This window comes from Streptomyces kaniharaensis (genome assembly GCF_009569385.1).
GTDB classification, from domain to species: Bacteria; Actinomycetota; Actinomycetes; order Streptomycetales; family Streptomycetaceae; genus Kitasatospora; species Kitasatospora kaniharaensis.
This window is the reverse complement of record NZ_WBOF01000003.1, coordinates 145,227-168,514: the sequence shown is the minus strand read 5'-3', so window position 1 is coordinate 168,514 and position 23,288 is coordinate 145,227. Positions and strand designations below refer to the sequence as shown.

20 protein-coding genes are annotated in these 23,288 nt (G+C 71.1%); 13 read left to right on the top strand and 7 right to left on the bottom strand.

All coding sequences use genetic code 11. From position 1 onward, the window contains the following. Window positions 1–213: 213 nt before the first annotated feature. Both F7Q99_RS31945 and F7Q99_RS31940 read left to right on the top strand, forming a co-directional pair. Complete coding sequence (locus F7Q99_RS31945; protein WP_326847394.1) at window positions 214–1,125, top strand: YhjD/YihY/BrkB family envelope integrity protein; 912 nt, start codon at window positions 214–216, stop codon at window positions 1,123–1,125. A gap of 316 nt (window positions 1,126–1,441) precedes the next feature. Continuing rightward, window positions 1,442–2,683, top strand: a complete 1,242-nt coding sequence (locus F7Q99_RS31940; RefSeq protein WP_153468066.1) for an FAD-dependent monooxygenase — start codon at window positions 1,442–1,444, stop codon at window positions 2,681–2,683. A 111-nt stretch (window positions 2,684–2,794) separates the two neighbouring features. Here the strand turns inward: F7Q99_RS31940 and F7Q99_RS31935 are convergent, their stop codons facing one another. The 4 genes from F7Q99_RS31935 to F7Q99_RS43435 all read right to left on the bottom strand — a co-directional run bounded on the left by F7Q99_RS31935 (window position 2,795) and on the right by F7Q99_RS43435 (window position 7,870). Next, window positions 2,795–3,703, bottom strand: coding sequence for a hypothetical protein (locus F7Q99_RS31935; RefSeq protein WP_153468063.1), 909 nt, complete (start codon window positions 3,701–3,703; stop codon window positions 2,795–2,797). Window positions 3,704–3,711: 8 nt separating this feature from the next. Further along, on the bottom strand, window positions 3,712–4,071 hold the full coding sequence (locus F7Q99_RS31930) for a peptidase inhibitor family I36 protein (protein WP_153468060.1): 360 nt from the start codon (window positions 4,069–4,071) through the stop codon (window positions 3,712–3,714). 318 nt (window positions 4,072–4,389) lie between these two features. Then, window positions 4,390–6,057 carry a phospholipase D-like domain-containing protein gene (locus tag F7Q99_RS31925; protein WP_326847393.1) on the bottom strand — a complete coding sequence of 556 codons (1,668 nt, stop codon included), beginning with the start codon at window positions 6,055–6,057 and terminating at the stop codon, window positions 4,390–4,392. A 202-nt stretch (window positions 6,058–6,259) separates the two neighbouring features. Next, entirely contained in the window at window positions 6,260–7,870 is a 1,611-nt protein-coding gene (locus tag F7Q99_RS43435) for a C40 family peptidase (protein ID WP_195911340.1), read from the bottom strand. Between the two features lie 368 nt (window positions 7,871–8,238). Here F7Q99_RS43435 and F7Q99_RS31915 point away from each other — a divergent pair, with 368 nt between their 5' ends. The 4 genes from F7Q99_RS31915 (at window position 8,239) to F7Q99_RS31900 (ending at window position 11,745) form a co-directional block, all read left to right on the top strand. After that, entirely contained in the window at window positions 8,239–9,129 is an 891-nt protein-coding gene (locus tag F7Q99_RS31915) for an SDR family NAD(P)-dependent oxidoreductase (RefSeq protein WP_153469376.1), read from the top strand. Window positions 9,130–9,195: 66 nt separating this feature from the next. Further along, complete coding sequence (locus tag F7Q99_RS31910) at window positions 9,196–9,771, top strand: TetR/AcrR family transcriptional regulator (RefSeq protein WP_153468051.1); 576 nt, start codon at window positions 9,196–9,198, stop codon at window positions 9,769–9,771. A gap of 206 nt (window positions 9,772–9,977) precedes the next feature. Then, entirely contained in the window at window positions 9,978–10,433 is a 456-nt protein-coding gene (locus F7Q99_RS31905; RefSeq protein WP_153468048.1) for an SRPBCC family protein, read from the top strand. A gap of 247 nt (window positions 10,434–10,680) precedes the next feature. After that, entirely contained in the window at window positions 10,681–11,745 is a 1,065-nt protein-coding gene (locus F7Q99_RS31900) for a class I SAM-dependent methyltransferase (RefSeq protein ID WP_153468045.1), read from the top strand. Between the two features lie 139 nt (window positions 11,746–11,884). Here the strand turns inward: F7Q99_RS31900 and F7Q99_RS31895 are convergent, their stop codons facing one another. Then, window positions 11,885–12,547, bottom strand: a complete 663-nt coding sequence (locus tag F7Q99_RS31895) for a DUF4097 family beta strand repeat-containing protein (RefSeq protein ID WP_153468043.1) — start codon at window positions 12,545–12,547, stop codon at window positions 11,885–11,887. Between the two features lie 237 nt (window positions 12,548–12,784). Here F7Q99_RS31895 and F7Q99_RS31890 point away from each other — a divergent pair, with 237 nt between their 5' ends. The 5 genes from F7Q99_RS31890 (at window position 12,785) to F7Q99_RS31870 (ending at window position 18,776) form a co-directional block, all read left to right on the top strand. Beyond that, entirely contained in the window at window positions 12,785–13,540 is a 756-nt protein-coding gene (locus F7Q99_RS31890) for a helix-turn-helix domain-containing protein (RefSeq protein ID WP_153468040.1), read from the top strand. A 277-nt stretch (window positions 13,541–13,817) separates the two neighbouring features. Further along, window positions 13,818–15,650 (top strand): flavin monoamine oxidase family protein, encoded by a 1,833-nt coding sequence (locus F7Q99_RS31885; RefSeq protein WP_326847392.1) that lies wholly within the window; start codon window positions 13,818–13,820, stop codon window positions 15,648–15,650. Between the two features lie 971 nt (window positions 15,651–16,621). Continuing rightward, window positions 16,622–16,969 carry a PadR family transcriptional regulator gene (locus F7Q99_RS31880; protein ID WP_153468037.1) on the top strand — a complete coding sequence of 116 codons (348 nt, stop codon included), beginning with the start codon at window positions 16,622–16,624 and terminating at the stop codon, window positions 16,967–16,969. After that, window positions 16,966–18,054, top strand: coding sequence for a hypothetical protein (locus F7Q99_RS31875; RefSeq protein ID WP_153468034.1), 1,089 nt, complete (start codon window positions 16,966–16,968; stop codon window positions 18,052–18,054). Before F7Q99_RS31880 ends, F7Q99_RS31875 begins: the two co-directional genes overlap by 4 nt. A 272-nt stretch (window positions 18,055–18,326) precedes the next feature. After that, window positions 18,327–18,776: a hypothetical protein gene (locus tag F7Q99_RS31870; protein WP_153468031.1), complete on the top strand. Its 450-nt coding sequence runs from the start codon at window positions 18,327–18,329 to the stop codon at window positions 18,774–18,776. A gap of 696 nt (window positions 18,777–19,472) precedes the next feature. Here the strand turns inward: F7Q99_RS31870 and F7Q99_RS31865 are convergent. After that, window positions 19,473–20,360, bottom strand: coding sequence for an endo alpha-1,4 polygalactosaminidase (locus F7Q99_RS31865; protein ID WP_153468028.1), 888 nt, complete (start codon window positions 20,358–20,360; stop codon window positions 19,473–19,475). A gap of 655 nt (window positions 20,361–21,015) precedes the next feature. On the opposite strand from F7Q99_RS31865, the gene F7Q99_RS31860 reads away from it, so the two are divergent. Next, window positions 21,016–21,522 (top strand): HIT family protein, encoded by a 507-nt coding sequence (locus F7Q99_RS31860; protein WP_230211106.1) that lies wholly within the window; start codon window positions 21,016–21,018, stop codon window positions 21,520–21,522. Between the two features lie 134 nt (window positions 21,523–21,656). On the opposite strand, the gene F7Q99_RS31855 is transcribed toward F7Q99_RS31860, so the two are convergent. Next, window positions 21,657–22,112 (bottom strand): Lrp/AsnC family transcriptional regulator, encoded by a 456-nt coding sequence (locus tag F7Q99_RS31855; RefSeq protein WP_153468025.1) that lies wholly within the window; start codon window positions 22,110–22,112, stop codon window positions 21,657–21,659. Window positions 22,113–22,243: 131 nt separating this feature from the next. On the opposite strand from F7Q99_RS31855, the gene F7Q99_RS31850 reads away from it, so the two are divergent. After that, a complete protein-coding gene (locus tag F7Q99_RS31850; protein WP_326847390.1) occupies window positions 22,244–23,260 on the top strand; it encodes an asparaginase in 1,017 nt (338 codons plus the stop codon). Window positions 23,261–23,288 lie beyond the last annotated feature (28 nt).

Below are 23,288 nucleotides of genomic sequence, written 5' to 3'. Positions count from 1 at the left end.
AGCCCCGCCGAAACCGACCGTCCGGCATATCCACGTCACCGTCTCACGTCGTGGCCGCGGCACGGCCGCGGCCACGACGACAACCCCGTTCATGGCGATCGAGCCGCCGCCGGTGGCGCGCCGCGAGCGGAGACCACAGGTCACCGCGTTAAGCTCGGCCCGCCGAGTCGTGGAGTGGAGGGCCCCACGGTTTCCCTGCCACCCAGCCGCCTGGTGAGGACCCTGACGTTCTGGCTCCGCCCGGCGTTCGCGCTGCGCGTCGTCAACCGCTTCCAGCGGATCGTGGGCTTCGACCGGTCCACCGCGCTGGCCTCCAGTGCCTTCACCGCGCTGATCCCGCTGGCACTGCTGGTGACCTCGATCCTCGGCCGGAGTCGGGACCTGGCCGGCCAGATCATCAGCCGCTACGGCCTCACCGGCGGCGGGGCCGACGCGGTCCGCGCACTGTTCTCGGTCACCAGCGGCCAAGACAGCGGCCTGAGCGTCTTCGGGAGCCTGTTCCTGCTGGTGTCGGCCCTGAGCTTCGCCCGTGCGGCCCAACGCCTGTTCGAGCAGAGCTGGGAACTGACGCCGCTGAGCGTGCGCAACACCGCGAACGGCCTGATCTGGCTCCTCGCGCTCGCCGCCTACGCCATCACGGCCGGCCTCCTCCACAGCCTCCTCGACGGTGGAAGGCTCGGCCTGGCCGCGGCAGCGTGCCAGCTGCCACTGACCGCCGTGTTCCTGGTCTGGAGCGGCTGGATGCTCACCGCCCGACGCGTCGCCCGACGCGACCTGATCCCCTTCGCAGTCCTCGCCGCGCTGCTCAGCGCCCTGTACTCGCTCGCGGCAGGCCGCTACCTGCCCCGCCTCTTCGACTCCTACGCCACCCGCTACGGCACGCTGGGAGCCGTCTTCGCGTTGATCACGGCGCTGTTCGGCGCGATGCTCACCGTCGTGGGCTCGTGCGCCGTCGGCCGGGAGGTGCACGACGAACTCGACCGGATCGCCCAAGGGCAGGTGCCGCCCGAAGACGAGATCCGCCAGGAGTGGACCAACGTGGTCGACCAGGCGCGGCAACGCTGGCAGACCGCGCGCAGCGAACTGACCCGCCGCCGCCAGGCCCACGGCGGCGACCCGCGCTGAGCCACCCCGACGGCGACTCCGGGAACTTCCCGAGGCCGCTCGCCCCACGTGACCACGCCGAGCCCATGAGATCCGATGGTGATTCAAGATCATCCCGTGGCGGCTTCGGGCTCGTCCTGGCCGAACCCCGAGCACGCGAGCGATGAACCGCACCGTCACCGGCACCGACCGCGACGGCGTGCACCCGTGCGAGGTGTGTTGGCGCCCTGTCAGCGTCCTGCCGGTGACGTGTCGGCGGAGTCAGCGGTCTGTCCGCGTCCTGCAGGCGGCCCGTCCGAGGCTGGTGCGCACAGCACCGACCACGGGAAGGTCCACCATGCCGAACAGCACCCGACCGCACGACTCACGTACGACCTCGGTCCTGATCTCCGGCGCCGGAATCGCCGGCACCGCCCTCGCCTACTGGCTGGAACGCTACGGATTCCGCGTCACCGTCGTCGAGCGCGCTGCGTCGCTGCGCGGCGGCGGCCGGGCGGTGGACGTGCGCGGCAGCGCCCTCCAGGTCATCGAGCGCATGGGCCTGCTGGAGGAGGTCCGGGCCAGCCGCACCGGCCTGCGCGGCATGTCCCTGGTCGACGAGGACGGCCACGAGCTGAGCCGCACCACCGAATGGACGGCCAGCGGCGGCCCCGTCGACGGCCCCGACGTCGAGATCCTGCGCGACGAACTCGCCGATCTGCTCGCCGGAGCGGCCGGGCCCGGCGTCCGGTACCGCTTCGACGACGCGATCGACACCCTCGTCCAGGACCAGGACGGCGTCCAGGTCCGGTTCCGCAGCGGCACCGAGCAGTCCTTCGACCTCGTCGTGGGCGCCGACGGCCTGCACTCCCACACCCGCCACCTCGTCTTCGGCCCCGAATCCGACTACCTGCACCCCATCGGCACCTACATCGCCGGCTGGAGCGCCCCCAACCACCTCGGCCTCGACCACTGGGAGGTCCTCCACCAACCCGCCTCCCGAACCGCCTGGAACTGCCTGGCCATGACCGTACGGGACAACACCGAGCTCCGCGTCTTCGTCGGCTTCCACTCCGACGAACCGATCGACCACCTGCTGCCCCGCGACCCCGCACAGCAGCGCCGACTGGTGGCCGAACGCTGCGCCGACCTGCGCTGGGAGGTGCCGCGCTTCCTCCAGGCCATGTGGGAGACCGACGCCTTCCACTACGACGCCGTCGCCCAGATACGGATGGACCGCTGGTCGCACGACCGCGTCGCACTGCTCGGCGACGCCGGATACTGCTGCTCCCCGCTCACCGGCCAGGGCACCAGCGTGGCCCTGACCGCGGCCTACGTGCTGGCCGGGGAACTGCACGCGGCCGACGGCGACCACCGGGTGGCCTACCCCGCCTACGAGCGGCGGCTGCGCGGCCACGTGGCCGCCAACCAGGCCATCCTCGACCTGACCGGCCGCCGACCGGGCGGCGACACCGTGCCCGCGGGAACGAAGGACGGCGCGGAGCCCGGCGCCGAGGCCATGGCAGGCTTCGAGCGGCCCGGCCCGGAGATGGAGGCGGTCTTCCACGCCGCCACCGTCTTCGACCTGCCCGACTACTGACGGCCTGCCCCGCCGGGAGGGGGCGGACATCGCCCGCCCCGGCGACTGTGCCGGGCGGCCCGCCGAGCGTGGGGCTCGGGCGGGCCGGGTGCTGCCGCCAGGGTGTTGCCGTCAGGGTGTGCCGGTCGGGGCCGGGTGGCTCGCGCGGGCGAGCGCCTGCTGCTGCAGGATGCGTAGCTGGTCGAGGAGGGGCTGGTTGGTCCCGATCACGGTCTTCTCGACGTCGGACTGGATCTGTTCCACGGTGGCGGCGAGGCCGGCCTGGTCCTGGCAGCGGGCGGAGGTCTTGGCGAGGGAGAGCTCACGGCCGATGAGGTCGTGGGTCTTCGCCGGGTCGGAACCGTCCTGCCTCACCCGCTGGTCGATCGAGGCGATCGGGCCGGCGAGGTGGTCGGAAGGTTCTCCGGCCGCGGCCATGCAGTCGTGCCAGCGCTTCTCGGCGGCGGCGAAGCGGGCGTCGGCCTGGACGCCGGTGACGACCTTGCTGCTCAGCACCTGGAAGGTGTTGAAGGCACGGAAGTAGTCGGGGCCGTAGAGGGAGTCTTCGGCCTGGCTGAGGCAGGAGTCGCTGTTGTAGAAGAACTGCTGGCCGTCGGGCAGGTCGACGGTGACGCGGTGGGCCTCGGTCCCCAGCAGTGCGGCCTTCCACGCCTCGTTGGCGGCCTGGGCCTGGTTGGGGTCGTCGAGGTGCTTCATGTTCAGCGCGGTGCTGATCAGGCCGAATCCGTCGTTGGCGGCCTGGGCGACGGTGAGCAGGCCGTAGGGGTTGGCGTCGGCCCGGTGGTCGCCGGTGGCGAGGCCCTGCGGGCGGTAGTCGAAGCCGCGGCCGCGCATGCAGCCCGCGATGAGGCCCTCCTCGGCGTTGTGCAGGGCGAGGCGCTGCGGCTCGTCGTAGTGGGTGACGCCGCCGAAGGGTCGCGGTTGGGGGCCGGGCGAAGTGGTGCCGCCGGACGAGGAACATCCGGCGGCACCGATGCCCAGGAGGACCGCCGCGAGGGCGAGGGTGATCCTGGTCTTCATGGGGTGGGTCAGACCGTGCACCAGCGGTTGGAGAGGATCTTCGGCAGGTTGTCCTTGATCTCGGTCCAGCCCTGGCCGCGGTACAGGATCCAGCCCTGGCCCTGGGCGTACTTCTGGGCGTAGACGACGACGTTGCAGCTGTTGCCGTTGTTGAACGCCGAGCCACCGAGGCTGTCGTTGAAGTTCGAGTACATGCTGAGGTCGTCGTTGTCCTGGTACACGGTCTGGACCCGGCCGTTGTAGTTGGCGTCGTAGTAGACGCACAGGCCACCGGCGTTGCAGTTGGACGGCGCGGCCTGGGCGGCGGGGGCCATGGTGAGGGCGACACCCGCGGCGACCGCGAGCGCGGCGACAGTCTTCTTGAACATGTCTGGGATCCTCGAAATCGTAGGACTTGTCGTGTACCGAAACGGGCCTGATGCCACGTAGTACCAACGGGCCTGAGGGTCCGTCGTATCGAAACGGGTCTGATGCTCCGTCGGCTGGTGGCAAGCCTGCCTCGTGTTCCGGGCTGCGGCCACCGTCCCAGACCGCGGTGAGACGCTGAGACGCCGTCCCACAGTCGTGACCTGCACCTTCGCCCGGGATTTCACAACATGTCTGAGACGTGGGACTCGGGTGGGACACCCGGGCGGTAGTCGCCGGACAGACGGAGTCCGGCGGCTACCGGGCCGGGTGGCGCGGCGTCAGCCCTGGCAGAGGCCGCGGCTGTAGTCGAACGTCGCGGCGGCCTGCGAGTACTGCCACTGCGGGGCGAGCAACTGGTCGTTGAGCTGCGCCGCGGCGGTGCGGTCCTCGACGACGTAGCCGAAGTCCTGCAGCCAGGCCGGGTAGAGGTTCTTGGAGCCGATGAAGAAGGCGGATCCGTCGACCGAGACCAGCTTGTGGTGCAGCGCGTAGGGGTGGCCGTCGGCCCAGGTCGAGGTGGGGGCGGCGCGGTACGGGGCGAGCTGGAGGTTGTGGCACATCGCCGCCTTCGCCTTCGCCGGGTCGCCGAGGCGGGCGGTGAGGCGGGAGGCGAGGGTGTCGCTGATCTCGTTCAGGGACTTGATCTGTGAGTAGCCGCCGCTGCCGACCGTGCCCCGGTTGCCGGGGTCGCTGACCACGATGCGGACCTTCACGCCGTCGGCGAGCTTGGTCGCGAGCAGGTCGAAGAGCCGCACGTCGTAGCGGGGCAGTGGCGGGCAGGTGCCGGTCACGTCCTGCTGGGAGATGTCGATGCGGCTGTTGGCGCTCGCGATCAGCGCGCGCAGGGCGTTCTCCTCCGGGTTGACCGTCTCGTAGTCGCGGTCGCCGTTGGTGTTGTCGTGCAGGCGGATCGGGCCGCACCTGAAGTCGGCGCCGGGCAGCGGGCCCGGACGGTAGGCGGAGGCGTGGTCGGTGTTGCGGATCCCGACGCCCAGGCCGCCGACGGCGATCACCGGCAGGCCGCCGGTGCGGGGCGCGCGGTCGGCCGGCGGGTTGAGGCGCTTCTCCAGGTCGGGGGTGCAGGTGGCGCCGTGGGAGGAGGCGAACCACGCGGCGGAGAACGTCCCGGTGTTGCGGCAGGTCCAGTCCCACAGGGTGTCCAGGTAGGCCCCGGCGGAGGCGGCGGCCGGACCGTTCAGTGCGAGGTCGACGTCGGTGACCGGGTGCGCGGTGTCGAGGTAGTCACCCTTCCAGTTGTTGATCCCGCCGGTGATGACGCTCTGCCCGTCGACGACCAGCAGCTTGGAGTGGTTCCAGGAGAACGCGGTCTTGGCGGTGGTCATCGAGGCGACCTCGACGGTGACGCTGCCGGCGGAGTCGCCGAGCTTGGCGACCAACTCGTCCCGGTACTTCGACGGGACCGCGGTGATGTTGAGCAGCGGCGCGGCCCCGGCCAGGATCCGCACGTGCGGGGTGTTCCCGGCGGCCACCGACGCCTTGAGGCCGTCCACGATGGCGTCGTGGAACGCGCCGTCCGGGAACGGTGCGAGGGTCGAGATGTCGACGGTGCGGGTGGCGCGCGAGATGTTCTCGCGCATCTTGTCGAGCAGGTGGCGGGTGCCGGTGCGCTCGGTGCAGGAGGGGTCGCCCCAGCAGCCGGGGGTCTGCAGCAGCCAGCGGCCCGGATCGCCGGCCGGTGCGTCGAGCCGGTTGCCCGCCGTGCGCTGCCACACCGTTCCCTCGAGGCCGGGGGAGACCTGACGCAGCGTCTGCTCCACCGCGTCCAGGTGCGGTGTGCCGTCGGCTTCCACGACCGGGCCCGGGGCCGGGACGGGAGCCGGGTCGGCGAACGCGGGGGCGACGGGCAGCGCGCCGACGGCAGCGACGAGGGCCAGCGCGGAACCGGCAAGACGGCGGCCGGAACTTCGGGACTGGTGATCGAGCACGTACGAGTCCTTCATGGGAGGCCGGGGATGTTCACCAGGACGGCACCGTTAAATTACCTCAAAGTAACCTGATGTGATGTCAGGGTCTCGTCAAGGCCGGCGTCGCGGTGTTGAGGGCCGACGCCCATACGGGCGTGGCCGGCCCGGGACAGGTCCCGGGCCGGCCACGAGGATGGGTCAGCCAGATGTGTCAGGCGGTGCGTCAGGCCACGACGTGGTACCAGTAGCCGCCGGTGCGCAGGCCGACGTAGTGGACGTTGGTGCCGGTCTGCTCCGCCTCGTACATCATGTCCGCGCCGGTGCTCGGGTCGGTTCCGGCGTAGATGATGACGTGGTGGGTGGAGTGCGGGCCGTCGCCGAAGTACTCGACGTCGCCGGGCTGGCGCTGGGACTGCGAGATCGGCAGGGTGTGCCGGTCCCGGGTCTGGTCGTTGGTGTTGCCGCCGTTGCCGAGGTCGATCCCGGCGCCGAACCAGTAGGCGGCGCGGACCAGGCCGGAGCAGTCCAGGCCGACGGTGGAGTTGGCCGGGCAGGGGATGATCGAGCCGGTGTAGCCGTCGCAGGTGCCGAGCGACGGGCCGGGGCCCTCGCCGCGCAGTGAGTGCCCGCCGCCCCAGACGTACGGGTAGCCGATGAAGGACTTCGCGGCGTTCAGGACCTTGGTGTAGTCGACCGGGCCGCTGGACGGCGGGGTGCCGGTGGAGCCCGGGCCGGTGCCGCCGCCGTACAGGGCGTTCTTGGTCGCCGGGCCGACGATGCCGTCGGCGGTCAGGCCGTGCGAGGACTGGAAGTTGCGGACGGCGGTGTCGGTGCCGGGTCCGAACTGGCCGTCGACGGTGAGGCCCGCGCCGAGGTTGTTCAGGATGGCCTGGAGGGTGGAGACGCAGTTGCCGGTCGCGCCGCTCTGCAGGAGGCCGCACTGGGTGCGCAGGTCGAGGTTGGTCGACGAGCCGCTGCCGGAGCCGCCGGTGCTGATGTTGTACAGGGCGTTCTTGGTGGCGGTGCCGACGATGCCGTCGACGCCCAGGCCGTGCGAGGACTGGAAGTTGCGCACCGCGGTGTCGGTGGCCGGGCCGAACTGGCCGTCCACGCCGATCCCCGCGCCGTAGGCGTTGAGCAGGTTCTGCAGGGTGGAGACGCATCCGCCCTGGCTGCCCGACTGGAGCTGGCCGCAGTCCCGGAGCAGGTCGAGGTCGGAGGAGCCACCGGACCCGCCGTACAGGGCGGTCTTGGTGGCGGTGCCGACGATGCCGTCGGAGACCAGGCCGTGGCTGGACTGGAAGTTGCGCACCGCGGTGTCGGTGGCCGGGCCGAACTGGCCGTCCACGCCGATCCCCGCGCCGTAGGCGTTGAGCAGGTTCTGGAGCGTCGACACGCACGCGCCGTTCGACCCCAGGGCCATGGTCGCGCAGGACGTGTTCAGGTTGACGGTGCCCGAGATGCCGGCCGCGATCGAGTCCAGCGTGTTCTTGGTGGCCGGGCCGGCGATGCCGTCGGCGGTGAGGCCGTGCGAGGACTGGAAGTTGACGACGGCGTTGTACGTGGCCGGGCCGAACTGGCCGTCGGCGCCGATCTGGGCGCCGGCCAGGTCCAGCTCCATCTGGAGCTGGGTGACGCAACCGTCGGTCTCGCCCTGCTGCATGTTGGTCGGGCAGGCGGCCGACTGGATGCTGATCGGGCTGCTGACGGGCGGGGCGGGCACGGCGGCGGCCGTGCCGGTGGCGGTGGCGGTGAACGCGCCGACACCGGTCAGCACGGACGCCAGGCTCAGGCCCAGCGATATCCGGCGCCGGGCAGGGAGGGATCGGCTCAAGGGTGTGGCTCCGGGGGAGGCGGTGGGTGAGGGGAGCCGCCTGCGCCGGTCCTGGCGAGGACCGGCGGCAGCCGGTGGACCCACAGTCTGCGTGTACGCGGACCCGGCCAGGTGACGGTGGGCCGTCCCAACAGCGCCCCCGGGCCGTCCCACCGCCATCTCCCGTCGTTGACCTGCGGGTTGAGACACGGTGGAAACCGGAAGTGGAGACGTCTCCAGCGCCGTGCGGCTGTCTCACCGGCGGGTTCGGGTTCACCCGTGACCTCACCGAGCGATAAGCGGATAGCTCATCCGAATGTGTGCTACCGTCCTGTCAACCGGATGGCCTATCCGGATCTTCCCCGGAGTTGGAGGAGCACATGAAGCACATGAGGAAGACGGCGGTGGTCACGGCCGGAACGGCCGGCATCGGCTTGGAGACGGCGCTGGGGCTGGCTGCTGACGGGTTCTCGGTGACCGTGGTCGGACGCAACGCCGACCGGGGCGCCCGAGCAGTCGACCGGATCAACGCGACGAACCCGGCGCAACCCGGGCGGTTCCTGTCCGCCGACCTCGCCTCGCTCGACGAAGTGCGCGCGCTCGCCGACCGGATCGCCTCCGACCACGCCGCCTCGGGCGAACCGCTGACCGTGCTGGTCAACAACGTCGGGGCGATGTTCCCCGAGCGACGAACCCTGGACGGCGTCGAGGCGTCATTCGTCGTCAACCACCTCTCGCCGTACCTGCTGACGGAACTGCTGCTGCCGACGCTGACGGCCGGGGCACCGAGCAGGATCGTGAACGTCACCTCGAGCGCGGTCAAAGTCGCCAAGCGCGTTTTCGACGCCGCCGAACCACCCGGCGGCTACTACGGCTTCCACTGGTACGGCCGCGCCAAGCTCGCCAACCTCGCCTACACGCTCGACCTCGCCACGCGACTCGACGGCACGGGCGTATCGGTCTTCGCCGCCGACCCCGGAGGCGCGGCGACCGACATGACCAACGGCACCCTGACCGACCCGAAGATCGTCTCGCCCCCACTGCGGCTGCTGTGGCCGCTGGTACGCCGCACGTTCGAACGCTCGACCTCGGGCCCGGCGTCCGTGGCCGCGAGGCCTTCGATCGTCGCCGCCACCGATGACGCTCTGACCGGTCGGACCGGCATCGTCATCGGCGCCCAGGCGTGCCCGGTGGCGCCGTTCCGCGCGGCGACAGACCCTCGCGTCGCCGAGGCGGTGCGCCGACTCGGCGAACGGCACGCGCCTCTCGCGACCGCCTGACCGTTCACGCCGCGCCGGCACGGCGACGGGCAGCATCCGGATGGGCCATCCGATTAACATGTCCCCATGACGACCCTGCGTAAGGACGCGGCCCGCAACTGGGACCAGATCGTTGCCGTCGCCCGCGCCCTGGTCGACCAGGGCGCACCGTTGCAGCTCAACGACGTCGCCCGCCGCGCAGGACTCGGCGTCGGCACCGTCTACCGGCACTTCTCCACCCCCGAAGCGCTGCTGGAGACCGTCGCCGCCCCCTGTCTGGAAGCCCTGGCCGCCCACGGCGAGCAGGCCCTGGCCGACACCGACCCGTGGCGCGCGCTGGAGGGCTTCCTGTTCCGCACCGTCGAAGCACAGGTCACGGACGCCTCCCTGGCCCCGGTCGCCGCCGCAGCCACGGACACTCTGCCGCGCACCACGGAACTCAAGAGCGCGCTCCGCTCGGCCGGCACCGCACTCCTTGACCGGGCCCGCGAAGCCGGAGCGGTCCGCCCCGACCTGGCCTCCGCCGACCTCGTCCCCCTCATGTGCGGCATCGCCTACGCCGTGAACGTCCACGGCGGCAGTCCCGCCGACCGGATCGACACCGCACATCGCTACCTGGCCACCCTGCTCGGGGGCCTGCGCGCCGCACCACAACGCGCGTGAGATACCTCCCGCATCGCCGGAAAGCGATGCGGGCGGCCCGGCCGGCATGGTTGCGGATCCCCAACGGCCCCGCGCGCCCGAGCTGCTGGTGTGCCGGTTGCCGCTGCTCGGTGGAGGGCCCAGATTGAAAGTGCTGCCGTCCGCGGATCCTCCGCCCGGCGGTCGTGCGCGGGCCGGCCGGCGGGACGGCGTGGAGAGGTGTGGCGATGAGTACGGTGGAGGAGTCGATCGACGTGGACGTGCCGGTCCGCGTCGTCTACGACCAGTGGGCGACCTTCGAGGACTTCCCGCAGTTCATGGAGGGCGTGGAGGAGGTCAGGCAACTGGACGACCGCCATGCCCACTGGCGGACGAAGATCGCCGGGCTGTCCCGGGAGTTCGATACCGAGATCGTCGAGCGGGTGCCCGAGGAACGGGTCGCCTGGCGCACCACCGGTGAGAGCGTGAAGCACACCGGCACGGTCGACTTCGAGCCGCTCGGCGCCGCCCGGACACGGGTGAGGATGACCATGGCCTTCCAGCCCACCGGCCTGGCCGAGAAGGCCGCTGACAAGCTGGGCATGCTCGACCGTCAGGTGCGGGGCGACCTGCGTCGCTTCAAACGGTTCATCGAGGACCGCGGCACCGGGTCCGGCCCCCGTCCGGCGTCCGGGGGCGGCTGACGACGGCGAAGCAGCCCTTCGGATCCGGCCCGCCGCATCCTTCCCGGTGCTCGCCGGCCGGGTTGGTCTCCGTCGAGGCGGGGGCGAGGCGGGGCACGGGGCTCGACGCGCCGGTCCTCATCCCGGCGGCTACGTTGGCTGAAGAGACCAATCGCCGTAGCCCCACCGGGCCGCTCGCCACGTGAGAACGGGGTCGGTTCCGGCCCTGCCGCCCTGCGCCGGTGGCCGGGCGGCGGGAGGAGGAGTGATGTCCGTTGCGGAACTGGATGAGGCCAAGCAGGAACAGTTCGCGGGCCGTATGGTCCAGGTGATCAACGACTCCTGTCTGGGGCTGATGGCGGGCCTGGGGCACGAGACCGGTCTGTTCGACGTGATGGCGGGCATGGAGCCGGCCACCAGCGAGGAGATCGCCCGGGCGGCCGGGCTGAGCGAACGTTATGTTCGCGAGTGGCTGGGCGCGATGGTGACGGGCGGTGTGGTCGACTACGAGCCACAGCGACGGACCTATGCGCTGCCCCCGGAGCACGCGGCCTCGCTCACCCGGGCGGCCGGCCCGAACAACATGGCGAGGATCGCCCAGGACCTCTCCATGCTGGCGGAGGTCGAGCAGCAGGTGCGGGAAGCGTTCCGGACCGGGGGCGGGCTGCCGTACTCGGCCTACCCGCGTTTCCAGGCCCTGCAGGCGGAGGAATCCAAAGAGGTCTTCGACGTCGCCCTCGTGGACGGGATCGTGCCGCTGGTCCCCGGTCTCGTGGACAGACTGCGCGCGGGCATCGACGTGCTGGACATCGGCTGCGGGCAGGGCCACGCGGTCAACGTCCTGGCCGGAGCGTTCCCGGCCAGCCGCTTCCACGGCCTGGACAAGTCCGAGGAGGGCATCGCCGCCGCGCGCGCCGAGGCCGCCGACCGGTGCCTGGACAACGCTGACTTCCAGGTCGGCGACAGCGCCGAGCTGACCGGCTCCTACGACCTCGTCACGGCGTTCGACGTCATCCACGACCTGGCCCGACCCGCCCGCACGCTCGCCGCCGTCGCCGGGGCCCTGCGCGCGGACGGCGTGTTCCTGATGGGCGACATCGCCGCCTCCAGCCGTCTGGAGGAGAACATCGGTCACCCGTTGTGCCCGGCGCTGTACACCTTCTCGGTGTTCTACTGCATGAGCGTCTCGCTCGGGGAGGGCGGCGAGGGCCTGGGCACCGTCTGGGGCGAGCAGACCGCCCGACGGATGCTCGAGGAGGCCGGCTTCCGCCACATCGACGCCCAGCGAGTGGAGGGGGACGTCCTGAACGTGTACTACGTGGCGCGTCGCTGAAACACCGTCACCACTTCCGTGGCCAAGGCGGACTCAGATCGCAGGCCCGTTGGGACGGCCGTCCGGCCGGGTCGTCGGCGACGACCCGGCCGGATCTCGATCGCGGTGGGCCCGGCCGGCGGGTCCTGGTTCTGCTCTTTCAGAGGCTGCGGGCGGTGATGTCGCCGGCGGGGGTGGTGGCGCGGATGTCGAGTTCGGAAGTGCCGTCGTTCCGGAGGGAGTTGCTGATGCGGCCGTGGCTGGTGCCGGCGTCCAGGGTGGCCGAGACGCTGGCGGCGGCGCCGACGGTGATGTCGCCGGACTGGGTGCTGAGGACGACCGTGCCCCGCCGGGCCTCGGTGATGCGGATGCCGCCGCGTGCGGTGCTGATCTCGGCGGAGCCGCCCAGCCGGCCGACCTCGACGTCGCCGTCGACCGCGGTGAGGCGCACGCTGGCGGCCTCGTCGATCTTGATCTGGCGGTACGCGCCGTCGAACACGATGTCGCCGAGGCGGCCGACGCTGCGCAGCTCGCAGGCGGCGGCCTTGGCCTCGATGCGGGAGCCGGCGGGCAGCTTGACGGTGACCTCCAGTGACCCGGAGCCGAAGAGCTGGTTCTTGGGCTCGGGGGTGTGGATCCGCAGGACGCCGTCGGCGTAGGCGACGGTGGTCTGCTCGGCGGTCTGGACGTCGCGGCTCTTGGAGGGGTTGGCGGGCAGGACCTCGACGATGGTGTCGGCGCGGTCGGCGGCGATGAGCTGGATGCGTCCGGCGGGGATGTCCAGGACGGCGGCGATCGGGGCGGGGGTGTCGAACTTCTGCATCGTGCTCTCCTGTGCTCGCTCGTTGTTTCTGACTCCGGAAACGCTACGTTGCTTTCCGCAAGTCGGCAACATGCTCGTTGCGCAAATTGTGCATCTGTGCAGGTGGAGCCAGGGAAAGTGTTGCAACGGTGCTGAAAGGAACGCAACGATCGCTGCTTCGATCATTGCAATGGGGGGGAAGTGAACGCTATGGTGGGGGAGCAGGGACCACCACGCAGGATCACCGAGGAGATCGCGATGCCGGGAGGCAGGCTCACCCAGCAGGAACGCCAGCAGATCGCGCTGGGGCTGGCCGACGGCCTCGCCTACGCCGAGATCGCCCGACGCCTGGAGCGTCCGACCTCGACGATCACGCGTGAGGTGATGCGCAACGGCGGCCCCACCGCCTACCGCGCCGACCTGGCCCACCGCGCCACCGAACGCCGCGCCCACCGGCGCCGGCCCACCACTGCCCGAGGGCCGGAGTCGGTTCCCCAGCCCCACGGGCGCGACGCCGACGCCGTGTGCGAGTACGAGGAGGCGCTCGCCACCGTCTTCATGGTTTCGGGCCTGCCCAAGATGACGGCCCGGGTGCTGGCCTGCCTCTACACCACCGACGCGGGCAGCCTCACCGCGTCCGAGCTCGCCCAGCGCCTCCAGGTCAGCCCGGCGTCCATCTCCAAAGCGATCACGTTCCTCGAGAGCATGGAGCTCGTCCGCCGGGAACGCGACGAACGCCGCCGCGAGCGCTACATCGTCGACGACGACCTCTGGTACCAGTCGATGATCCGCAGCGCCCGATCCAACGACCAAATCGTCGAAACCGCACGGCAGGGCGTCGGCATCCTCGGCCCCGGCACCCCGGCCGCCACCCGCCTGGAGAACGTCGCCCGCTTCCTCGACTTCGTCTCCGAGAGCATGATCCGTGCCGCGGAGCAGGCCCGCGAGATCCTCTACACCAGAACCGAAACGGCCTCAGGCGGCACCGCCGAGCCGAGCTCGGACCACGGATAGGCGGCTGTACCGGTTCTCGCGTGGGTGCGGGCCCCGAACACCAGGGGCCCGCACCCGGGGGTAACGGCAGGTGTCTCAGGTCGTCCGGGATCTCGGCGGCCGCCAGGCGCTGGACGGTGGCGGTAGGTCATGCCGAGTTGTTGTGCCCTCACCCGCCGTTGAACGCAGCGGTGTTGGGTGTGACCGGTGCGGGTGATCTTCGGGCGGTCGGCGTTGCGGCGTGCGGTGGTTGGGCGTTGCTTGGGCGGTGTCCCAACTGCCTTCGTCAGGAGAGAACGTGAGTCAGCCCACTGTGAGCCGGTCCGGCGAGTCGAGCGCCGTCCCTGGGCAGCCCCCGCTGGGGAGGCGCGCCCTTCTCGGGTCGGCCGCCGCGGCCGCGGTCGGCGCGGTCGGTCTCGGCACCCGGGCCGTGGCGGCCACGGTGCCCGCGTATGCGCCGAGCGTCGGCCCGGCGGCCGACGAGGCGGTCAGCCGCGAGCTGGCCCGCGAGATGCTCATGGTCGGTGCGGACGAGCAGACCGACCTGACCCTTGCATACCTGCGCATCCTGATCGACGGCCAACTGCCGCCCCGCACTGGCCGGAAGCGGGTGCTGGTGGTGGGTGCGGGTGTCGCCGGGCTGACCGTCGCGACGCTGCTCAAGCAGGCCGGTCACGAAGTGACCGTCATCGAGGCCAACGCCAACCGGGTCGGCGGGCGGATCAAGACCTTCCGCGGCATCTTCGCCGACCCCCGGCTGCACGCCGAGGCCGGCGCCATGCGCCTGCCCGACTTCCACCCGCTCGTCCTCGCGCTCGCCGACAAGCTCGGCCTGAAGCGGCGGCTGTTCTACAACGCCGACGTCGCGCCGGGTGCCGGCCCGACCGGCGACGTTCCGCCGGTGAAGTACCGCTCGTTCACCGGGGAGACCTGGAGCAACGGCCCGGACCGGACGTTCACCCCGCCCGCGGCCCGCTTCCGCAGTCTGATCCACGTCAACGGCACCCGGACCACCCGTGCCGCGTACGCCCAGTCGCCGGCCGTGGTCAACCGCTCCTTCGGCGCCCGGTTCGACTCCACCACCGCCGGCGCCCTCGACAAGGCGTTCGAGCGGGTATCCGTCCGGGACGGTGACATCCGCCAGCGGCTGGACGCCTGGACCGACATCTTCTCCACCTACGGCTACCACTCCACCCGTCGCTTCCTGCGCGAGGAAGCCGGCTGGGACCCGGCGTCCGTCCAGGCCGCCGGCACCCTGGAGAACCTCACCTCCCGGCTGCACTACTCGTTGATCCCCACCCTGATCGACCACGCGGTGATCAGCCCCACCAACCGTTACTGGGAACTGGAGGGCGGCACCGCCGTGCTCACCGACGCGCTCGCCGCCCCGCTCCGGGACGACCTGCGCCTCGGTCACCGGATGACCCGCCTGGTGCAGGACGCCGGCAAGGTCACCATCGAGACGGTCGCGGAGAGCGGCGACGAGGAGTCCTGCGACGGTGCTCCCGTCGCTCCCACCAAGACCTTCGAGGGCGACTACGCGATCGTCACCGTCCCGTTCAGCGCGCTGCGGTTCTGCCGGATCGAGCCCCTGATGTCCTACCCCAAGCGCCGGGCCGTCGCGGAGCTGCACTACGACTCGGCCACCAAGGTCCTGCTGGAGTTCCACCACCGGTTCTGGGAGGAGGGCCCGGACGGCGTCACCGGCGGCGGCTGCGTCAGCGACAGCCCCAGCCGCTTCACCTACTTCCCCTCGCATGTCCCGCAGGGCTCCTCGGGCGGCGTGGTGCTCGCCTCGTACACCTGGTCGGACGACGCGGCGCGCTGGGACTCGCTCACCCCGGGTGAGCGATACGCCTTCGCCCTCGACGACCTGGAGCGGCTCCTGGGGCCGCGTGTGCGGCGGGAGTTCACCGGAGTCGGCGCCACCCAGTCCTGGGCACGTGCCCGGTACGCCCTCGGTGAGGCCGCCATCGTCACCCCCGGCCAGCTGCACGAGCTCCACCCGGCCACCCGGATCCCGGAGGGCCGCGTCCACTTCGCCGGCGAGCACACCAGCCTCAAGCCGGCCTGGATCGAGGGCGCCCTCGAGTCGGCGGTCCGCACCTTCCTGGAGGTCCACCACCGCTGAGCGCGGTCCGGGCGCTTCCGAACCTCCCACCAACGCCACCTGCCGGCCGTGACAGCCGCGCCTGGGTCCCGGCACGCCAGGCGCGCCGGGACCCAGGGCCTGACGGTGGACCCGATCAGAACGGCGGCAGGTGGCGGACGAAGACGTCGGGGACCTTGTTGGTGTCGCCGGGCACCAGGTTCTCGGCGTCCGAGGTGAAGACGACCCACCGGCCGTCGAGTCCCATGGCGCCGTGCTGCGGCGAGCGCCTGGTCGCTGCGCGACCTGCCCGCCGGGTTCGGGCGGCGGCTCCCGCCCTCGGCGGCCCACCAGCGGGCCAGCGGCAGCCGGTCCGCCCAGCCGTCAATCCGTCATGGATCCTACAAAGCGTCGGGTGTGGCAGCGGACCCGTGCCACCTGATGAGCCCCAGGATCCCGTCGTCAGGGTGACCGGTGATCAGGAGGGTGGTTACCTCGACGACCGAGGAGTGCCGGGAGCAGGACGCCCGCGTCCGCGTGGACGTCCCGACGGGCACTCTCGGGGGCATCACCCGGATCCGCCGCTATCCGACCCCGTTCGGCCCGCAAACGCCGGCGAGGCCCGGCACCCAGTGGGCACCGGACCTCGCCCGACCGTGGAGCGCCAGGCCCGGGTTGCACGGACTCTCCCTACTGAAAGTAGGACGTGCTCTGGTAGCACCGCTGACGCCTGGCGAGGAATCATCTCCCTCGCGACGAGAAGAATACTAGCAGGTCAGCGGCCCACCACCGAACGGACCACCCAGCCCGCCGCGCCCACACCCAGCGGGCTCGCTGGGTCAGCGGACCTGCTGGCGGACCGGATCCAGATGCGGGCGCCGGCCGGCGACTTCGCGCGGCCAGGGCGCGCAGCCCGGCGGGCCATCGGGCACGGAACGACCCGACGCGAGCCGGCATGCGAGGAGCATGGCTAAGCAATCGACATATCTTGATGGTAAACCTATGATCGTCATATGGCAGACCGTCACCTACAGGAGCCGACCCGTCTCGTGCTCACCGCGCTGGCCGATGCCCCCCGGCACGGCTACGCGATCCTCCAGGAAGTCCTGGCCATGTCCGGGGGCCGGACCAAGCTGCTCACCGGCACCCTCTACACCGCCCTGGACCGCCTGCTCCAGCAAGGACTCATCCGCGTCGACCACGAGGAGGTCGTCGCCGGAAAGCTGCGCCGCAGCTTCGCCCTGACCGACCAGGGCCGCAGCACCCTCACGGCGGAGACGGAGCGTCTGCGCGCGGGCGTGGCCGAGGCCGAACGCCGCCTCGCGCTCGGCCGGCTCCAGCCGAACAGGGGGACGGTATGACCGCCCCGCTCCCGACCGCGCCCGCGAGCCTTCCGCTGCCCGCGACACTGCCCCTCGCGGCGAGGCTCCCGCTGCTCGGCCTCTACCCCGCCAAGTACCGTGCCGCGCACGGCGAGGAGATCGCGACCGTCTTCGCCGAGGCCACCGAGGGCGTGAGCCGCGGGACTGCCCTGCGCGAGTGGGCCCACCTCGCCGCGCACGCGCTGCGGCTGCGCACCCGGCTCAGCTCCTCCGACCCCGCCGGCCGGATCGCCGCTGGCGCCGCGCCGTTCATCCTCGCGGGCGGGGCGGGCCTGAGCATGGTCCACCTGCTGATCGGACTCTTCCTGCCCGACCACGTCGAGCAGCTGCACGGGGGGCACCCCGCCATCCGGACCGCCCTGGTAGCGGCGGCCAGCCCCTGGATCCTCGCCCTGGCCTGCGCCTCCCTCGGCCGCTGGACGCCGGCCCGGATCCTGGTCCTGCTGGGAATCCTCGGGAGGATCGGCGCCACGCTGGCATTCGCCCCGCATTACTGGCAGCTCGGCACCAATTCCTTCCTGGAGCCGCTGCCGTTCGGGTTCGTGCCCGGCGCGGTGCTGCTGCCGTTCGGGCTCGTGCCGGGCACGCTGCTGCTGATCGCCCCGCCCGACGCCGTTGACCTCTCCCTGCGCGGCCGCCGCGCGACCGTGCTCACCGCCCTCGCCATCGCGGTCCCGATGAGCGCCCTCGCCATCCGCTGGTCCCCGCCGGATCCCGGCGACATCATCTTCTCCATCTTCTCGCCCAGCGTGCTGCTCGAAGTGACCATCGCCTGGCCCGCCGCCGTGATGAGCCTCGCCCTGCTCGTCCATCTCGGCGCTCGTCGACCTGACATCCTGAGCGCCGTGGGCATCGCGCTGGCCGTCCTCCCCTGGACAGCCATGTTCCCCCCGGCCCCCTTCCAGGGGTTCACCGCGCCCCGCTTCTGGTCGGTCCCGAACATGCCGGACACGTTCGACTACTTCCCGCGCAACGTCGCAATCGTCCTCGCCTTCCTCGCGACCGCCACCCTCCTCGCCGCCCTCCACCGCTCCCGCCACACCGACACACCCGAGCCGGCGTGAACGTCCCTGCTCCAATGCCTCGTTGACAGCGCCAAGCACGCAACCGCTACGCGGAAGCTCCCACCTCCTCGGTGGGAGCCTCCGCGCTCTCTCCAGCTCCTCACCCCCACGGGACCCCGGTGCTCACGCAGGTCCCGCACGACCTGCTGTCGCCGACACGCCGCGCCTGCCTTCCTTCGACCAGGCCGAAGGTCGATCACACATGCCGAGAACGCTTCAGGAGCCGGTAGGTTTCTGCTACAACGCCTGGATGAAATAGGTGAGTTGACCGCATGTGGCAATCCAGTGGGATTCTGGGAACGGTGGTCGTCGTCGCTACCGCGGTTCTTGCGACCGCGTGTACCGACAACGGAGCGGCAGCCCAGGAGGAGCAGGGTTCTTGGGCGCTGAACGGCATGGCCGCCGCCTCGGCGGACCCTGCCGTCCAGCGCAGTATCGACGCCCCGCCCGCCAAGGGCACGGCCAAGATCCTGGGCATTGCCGAAGTGCCGGGCGCCAGCGTCGTCCTCGCCGTCAGAAACGGCACCTGCCAGGTGGCATTCCTGCCGGACGGGCTGTCTGCGCCGACGGCCACCGCCCCCGTCTCCGTCGGATCGCAGCGCCCTACCGCCGGCTCCTTCGTGGGCACTGACCTGGAATTCCCGGGAAGCGTTCTCATCGGGAAATCACCCAGGCCACCGCCAGCTGCACCCCTTCAAGTTCGCAACTGTCGGCTGCAGTGAAAACGCAATGGCAGTCAGAATAGAAGGAGTAGGTGACTCTGCTGAGGTGCGGAAGAGATCCGGTGACTCGCTGCGATTCTGGCGGATGGGGCCTGACGTGGTCTTGACCGTCGGAGCCCACGACGCGATCCGCCAGACTGCCCCGAGCTCCGACGTCTCCTCCTGAAACGGAGTTCGAACTGAGGGCCCCAGGAGGGCGCCCTCAATGGCCATCGTGAGTTCCTCGTCCGCGGCCAGGCGCCCCGGACTGTCCGCCGAACGCCTTGCTCGGGTTGGACCTGCGCTCCGGCACGGCCGCCGCAGACACGCGAGGGCATGCTGCAGGTCACCGGCCGCGCGCGGTCGGCTGGTCTCTGGCCCTGACGGGCTGCGGTCCCTGTTGCCGCGAGGCTGCGTCAGCGCGCCTTCCGGGCTTGTCGGCTTGGAGTAAGAGTTCTGGCCGCTGACATGCTCGCGGCCGGAAAATGGCAGGTCAAAGCCCTGTTCACGGTCATCGAGCAGGTCTAGCATTCCCGGCACAGCAGCCCCACCACTCCCCATGGCGGGCTGCTGACGGTCGCGGTTGGAGCGGCCGTCGTCTCCCACGGCCGGGACCCGGGCATCCCCCCTGTCCCCGCGGTCCCGGCCGGCTGACACGGGTCTACCTGCTGCTCGCCGCCGGGCGGCCGGCGCGACCCCCCGGACGACGAAGCGGTGTCAGCAGGTGTGGCGCACATAGCCGGGGCTGCCCGCCGGCACCACGTCCAGGTCGCGCTGCACGATGCTGATCCGGTCGCCCCAGCCCGAGCAGGCCGCCGCCAGGCCCCGAGCGGTGTACTCGACGTCGAAGACGCTGCCGCCGAACGCGTCGATGTACAGGCCGCATTCGCTGTACTGGCCGCACTGCTCCGCCACCGCGAAGTCGAGCCCGACCCGCTGACGGTCCGGCGCCAGCTCCACCGCGTTCTTCTGGGCGATCGCCAGGTTCTGCTGGTGGGAGCACGCGACGAGCATGGACTCGAACGTCTCGGCGTCGGCCGCGCTCAGCAGGTCTTCCGACCGCGTGTAGCTGTCGTAGTTGTCCGGCTCGACCGCGTTGAAGCCCTTGGCCGCGCACTCGTTGAACCAGCCGTTCACCTTCTGGGCCACCCGGCCGCGCTTGGCGTCCGTGCTGATGTCCAGCAGCGCCTCGTTCCAGTTCGGGTCGTACACGATGTCGCCGTTCGCGTCCCGGAGCAACAGGTCCGCGTCCCATTCCTGCTCCGCGCCCGACTGGACCTGGAAGGCGTTGACGTAGCAGATGGTGTAGATCCCCGGGGCCGGGGAATCTCCGTGGTCGCGGCTGACGATGGACACCCCGGCCGGCGGCGGGTAGGACCCGCCGATCTGGTAGTCGAACCCGGCGTGCACCGGGGGCAGCGTCACGGCGGACGGCGCCTTGGGTGTCGCCCGGTCGGAGGAGCTCTTCGCGGGTGACGATGCCGACGGCGTGGACGTTCCATCGGTGGTGCTGCACGAGAAGACGGCGAGAACCGCCGCCGAAGCCGTCAGCGCCACTGCGATCCTGACGGGCAGCCTAGCGGCGCGAACATGGGGGATTGGCATCATCGAACTCCAGGGGAAACAGAGGTACGTCCCCCGGGGTGCGGCGCCGCGGCCAGCCTAACCGCAGGTCCTACCGCGCGCTCGCTGATCATCCGCCGCCCGGAGCACACCGGACCTGTCCGTCTACCACCTCTCCCAGCGGATCCTCACCCGGCTGCGCATCCGCTACGCCGGAGGCCGGGGTCGCGCGACGGCGTCGTGGGTGCGGGCAATGGGCTGCTGCTCACCCTGCTCGCTCACCAGGACGCCTCGATGGCGGCCTCCGCCAGACGTCCTCGTCCACACTCGCCGGCCGCTACGGCGAACCGGCCGCAGTTGGTCGGGACCGGGCCGGCCGCAGTGGGCAACCAACAAGTAGCGCGTTGTTCCAGCAGGTGGGCGGCCGGGTTGCAGCGGTGGGGGCGGAACCGGCGCAGCATCTCGTGGATGCGGTCGTCGCAACGGCCCTGACTGGACGGACAAGTAGTTGGCGCGGGTCCTGGTGCCCGTCCATGGCGGCGGTGTCCGGCAGTCGCAGCTCACCGGAGAGGCTGACGGACGCTCCCACACGCCGTTGACGGACCGTCATCTGTGGGTGGAGCGTCGTGCAAAACTGCGCAACCGACTTGGTACGGGAGGGCATCATGACGCGAGCACCAGCAGGAAGGGGAACCGCATGGAACACCGGCCGATGGACCTTGCCACCTACAGCGAGCACGCCCAGCACGGGCCCTGCTTCATCTGCCGCCTGGTCGAGGGCGACCCGGCCTACGCTCACGAGATCGTCTACGAGGACGAGCAGCACCTGGCCTTCCTTGACAAGTGGCCCGTCCTGCCCGGCAAGCTCCTGGTCGTCCCCAAGCGGCACCTGGAGCACGTCGTCACCGACCTCCCCGAACAGGACTACCTCGCCATGATGGCCACTGTGCGGCTGGTCGCCCTCGCCGCCGAAGACGTCCTCGGCGGCGAACGCACCTACCTGTTCTCCCTCGGCTCCCAAGCTGGCAACAGCCATCTCCACTGGCACATCGCCCGCCTGCCCCACGGCATCCCCTACGACCAGCAACAGTTCGAAGCCCTCGCCTTCACCAACGGCGTCCTCACCTACACCCCAGCCGAACGAGCCCACCTCGCCGACCGGCTGCGCCGGGCCATCACCGCCCGTGCCGCCGCGGCCGCCTGACCTTCCCGTGGCCCTCACCGGCCGCCCGGTCGTTGGCGCCCAGCGGTGTCCGCTCCCGCTCCCGCTTGGAGGCAGAAGAGATCTCTGCACTACTTCCGGGACGCGGCGAAAGGAACCCAGGCGGGCCCGGATCCTCAGTGGTCGACGGGCAGGCCGCGAGGTTCCTTGATCCGCTTCATGATGATCTGCGAGTTGACCTCGGTGACACCGGACAGGGTCGTGAGGCGTTCGAGCCAGAGCCGCTCGTAGGCGGTGATGTCGGCGACCGCGATGCGCAGCAGGCAGCCCGGGCTGCCGAACAGGCGGTATGCCTCGATGACGTCGGGGATCTCCTGGAGCGCGGCCTCGAAGGCTTCGACCGCCTCGCGGTCCCGTCGTACCTCGACGGAGACGAGCACCTCGAACCCCCGCCCGACGGCCTCCGGGTTGATGACCGCCCGATAGCCCTGGATGACCCCGTCGTCCTCGAGCTGGCGGACCCGGCGCATGCACGGCGAGGCGGTCAGGCCGACCCGCTGGGCGAGTTCCTGGTTGGTCAGTCGGCCGTCCTTCTGGAGCTCGCGCAAGATATCCCTGTCGATTCGATCCATGGCGCGATTATCAACCACAGATCGCTCCTGTCGCGCCCAAAGAGGCGATCCTATTGCGCCCGATTCGCCCTATCGTTGCTCGCGCATGGTCGGCCGCAGGCAGTACCGGCCCGAAGAAGAAACGAGCAGACGTGGGACGGATCGTCGTCATCAGCACCGGCGGGACCATCGCCAGCCGCTGGCAGGGTTCCGGGTTCGCCGCCGATGCGCAGGGCACGGACGTGCTCGCCACGGCGTCGGTGCCCCGGGGAGTAACGGTGCAGGTCGTCGACCTGTTCAGTGTGAACAGCGCCCGGCTGACCACCGCGCACCAGCTCACGCTGCTACGGACAATCCGCGAGGTCCTGGCCGACCCCGGCGTCGACGGCATCGTGGTGACGCACGGCACGGACACCCTGGAGGAGTCGGCCTTCCTGCTGGACCTGTACCACGACGACCCCCGGCCGGTGGTCCTCACCGGTGCGCAGCGCCCGCTCGATGCGCCGGACGGCGACGGCCCCCGCAACCTCCACGACGCACTGCTGACCGCGGCCTCGGTCCGCGACCGCGGGGTGCTGGTGGTCTTCGCCGGGCAGGTGCACGCGGCCCGCGGCACGGTGAAGCTGCAGACCCTGGCCGTCGACGCCTTCGGTGATCCATCCGGCGCGCACATCGCGAAGGTGGAGGCCGGCAGGATCGTCGCGCGCCGGCAGCCCGAGCGTCCCGCCCCGCTCTCCTTTCCCGAGATCCCCGACGCGCTGCCCAGGGTCGACATCGTCATGCACCACTGCGACGGGGACCCGCTGCTGCTCAACGCCTCCGTGGCGGCGGGAGCCCAGGGCATCGTGCTGGTGGCGACCGGCGCGGGCAACGCGACCCCCGAGATCGTGGCCGCAGTCGCCTCCGCCGTGTCCCGTGGTGTGCTGGTCGCCGTGACCACGCGGGTGCCCGCGGGGCCCACGGCCGAGATCTACACCCACGGCGGCGCCGTGGACCTCGCCGCGGCAGGCGCGGTGCTGACCCGCACCCTGCGCGCCGGCCAGGCCCGGATCGCCGTGCTCGCCGCAACCCTCGCCACCACCGAACCGGCCGAGCGCGCCGACGTGCTGCGCCATGCGCTCGGCGGCCCGGTACCGGCTCTGACCACCGCGCCGCTCGCGCGGGCCTGACCATCCCTCCCCACCTCATGATCGGAGC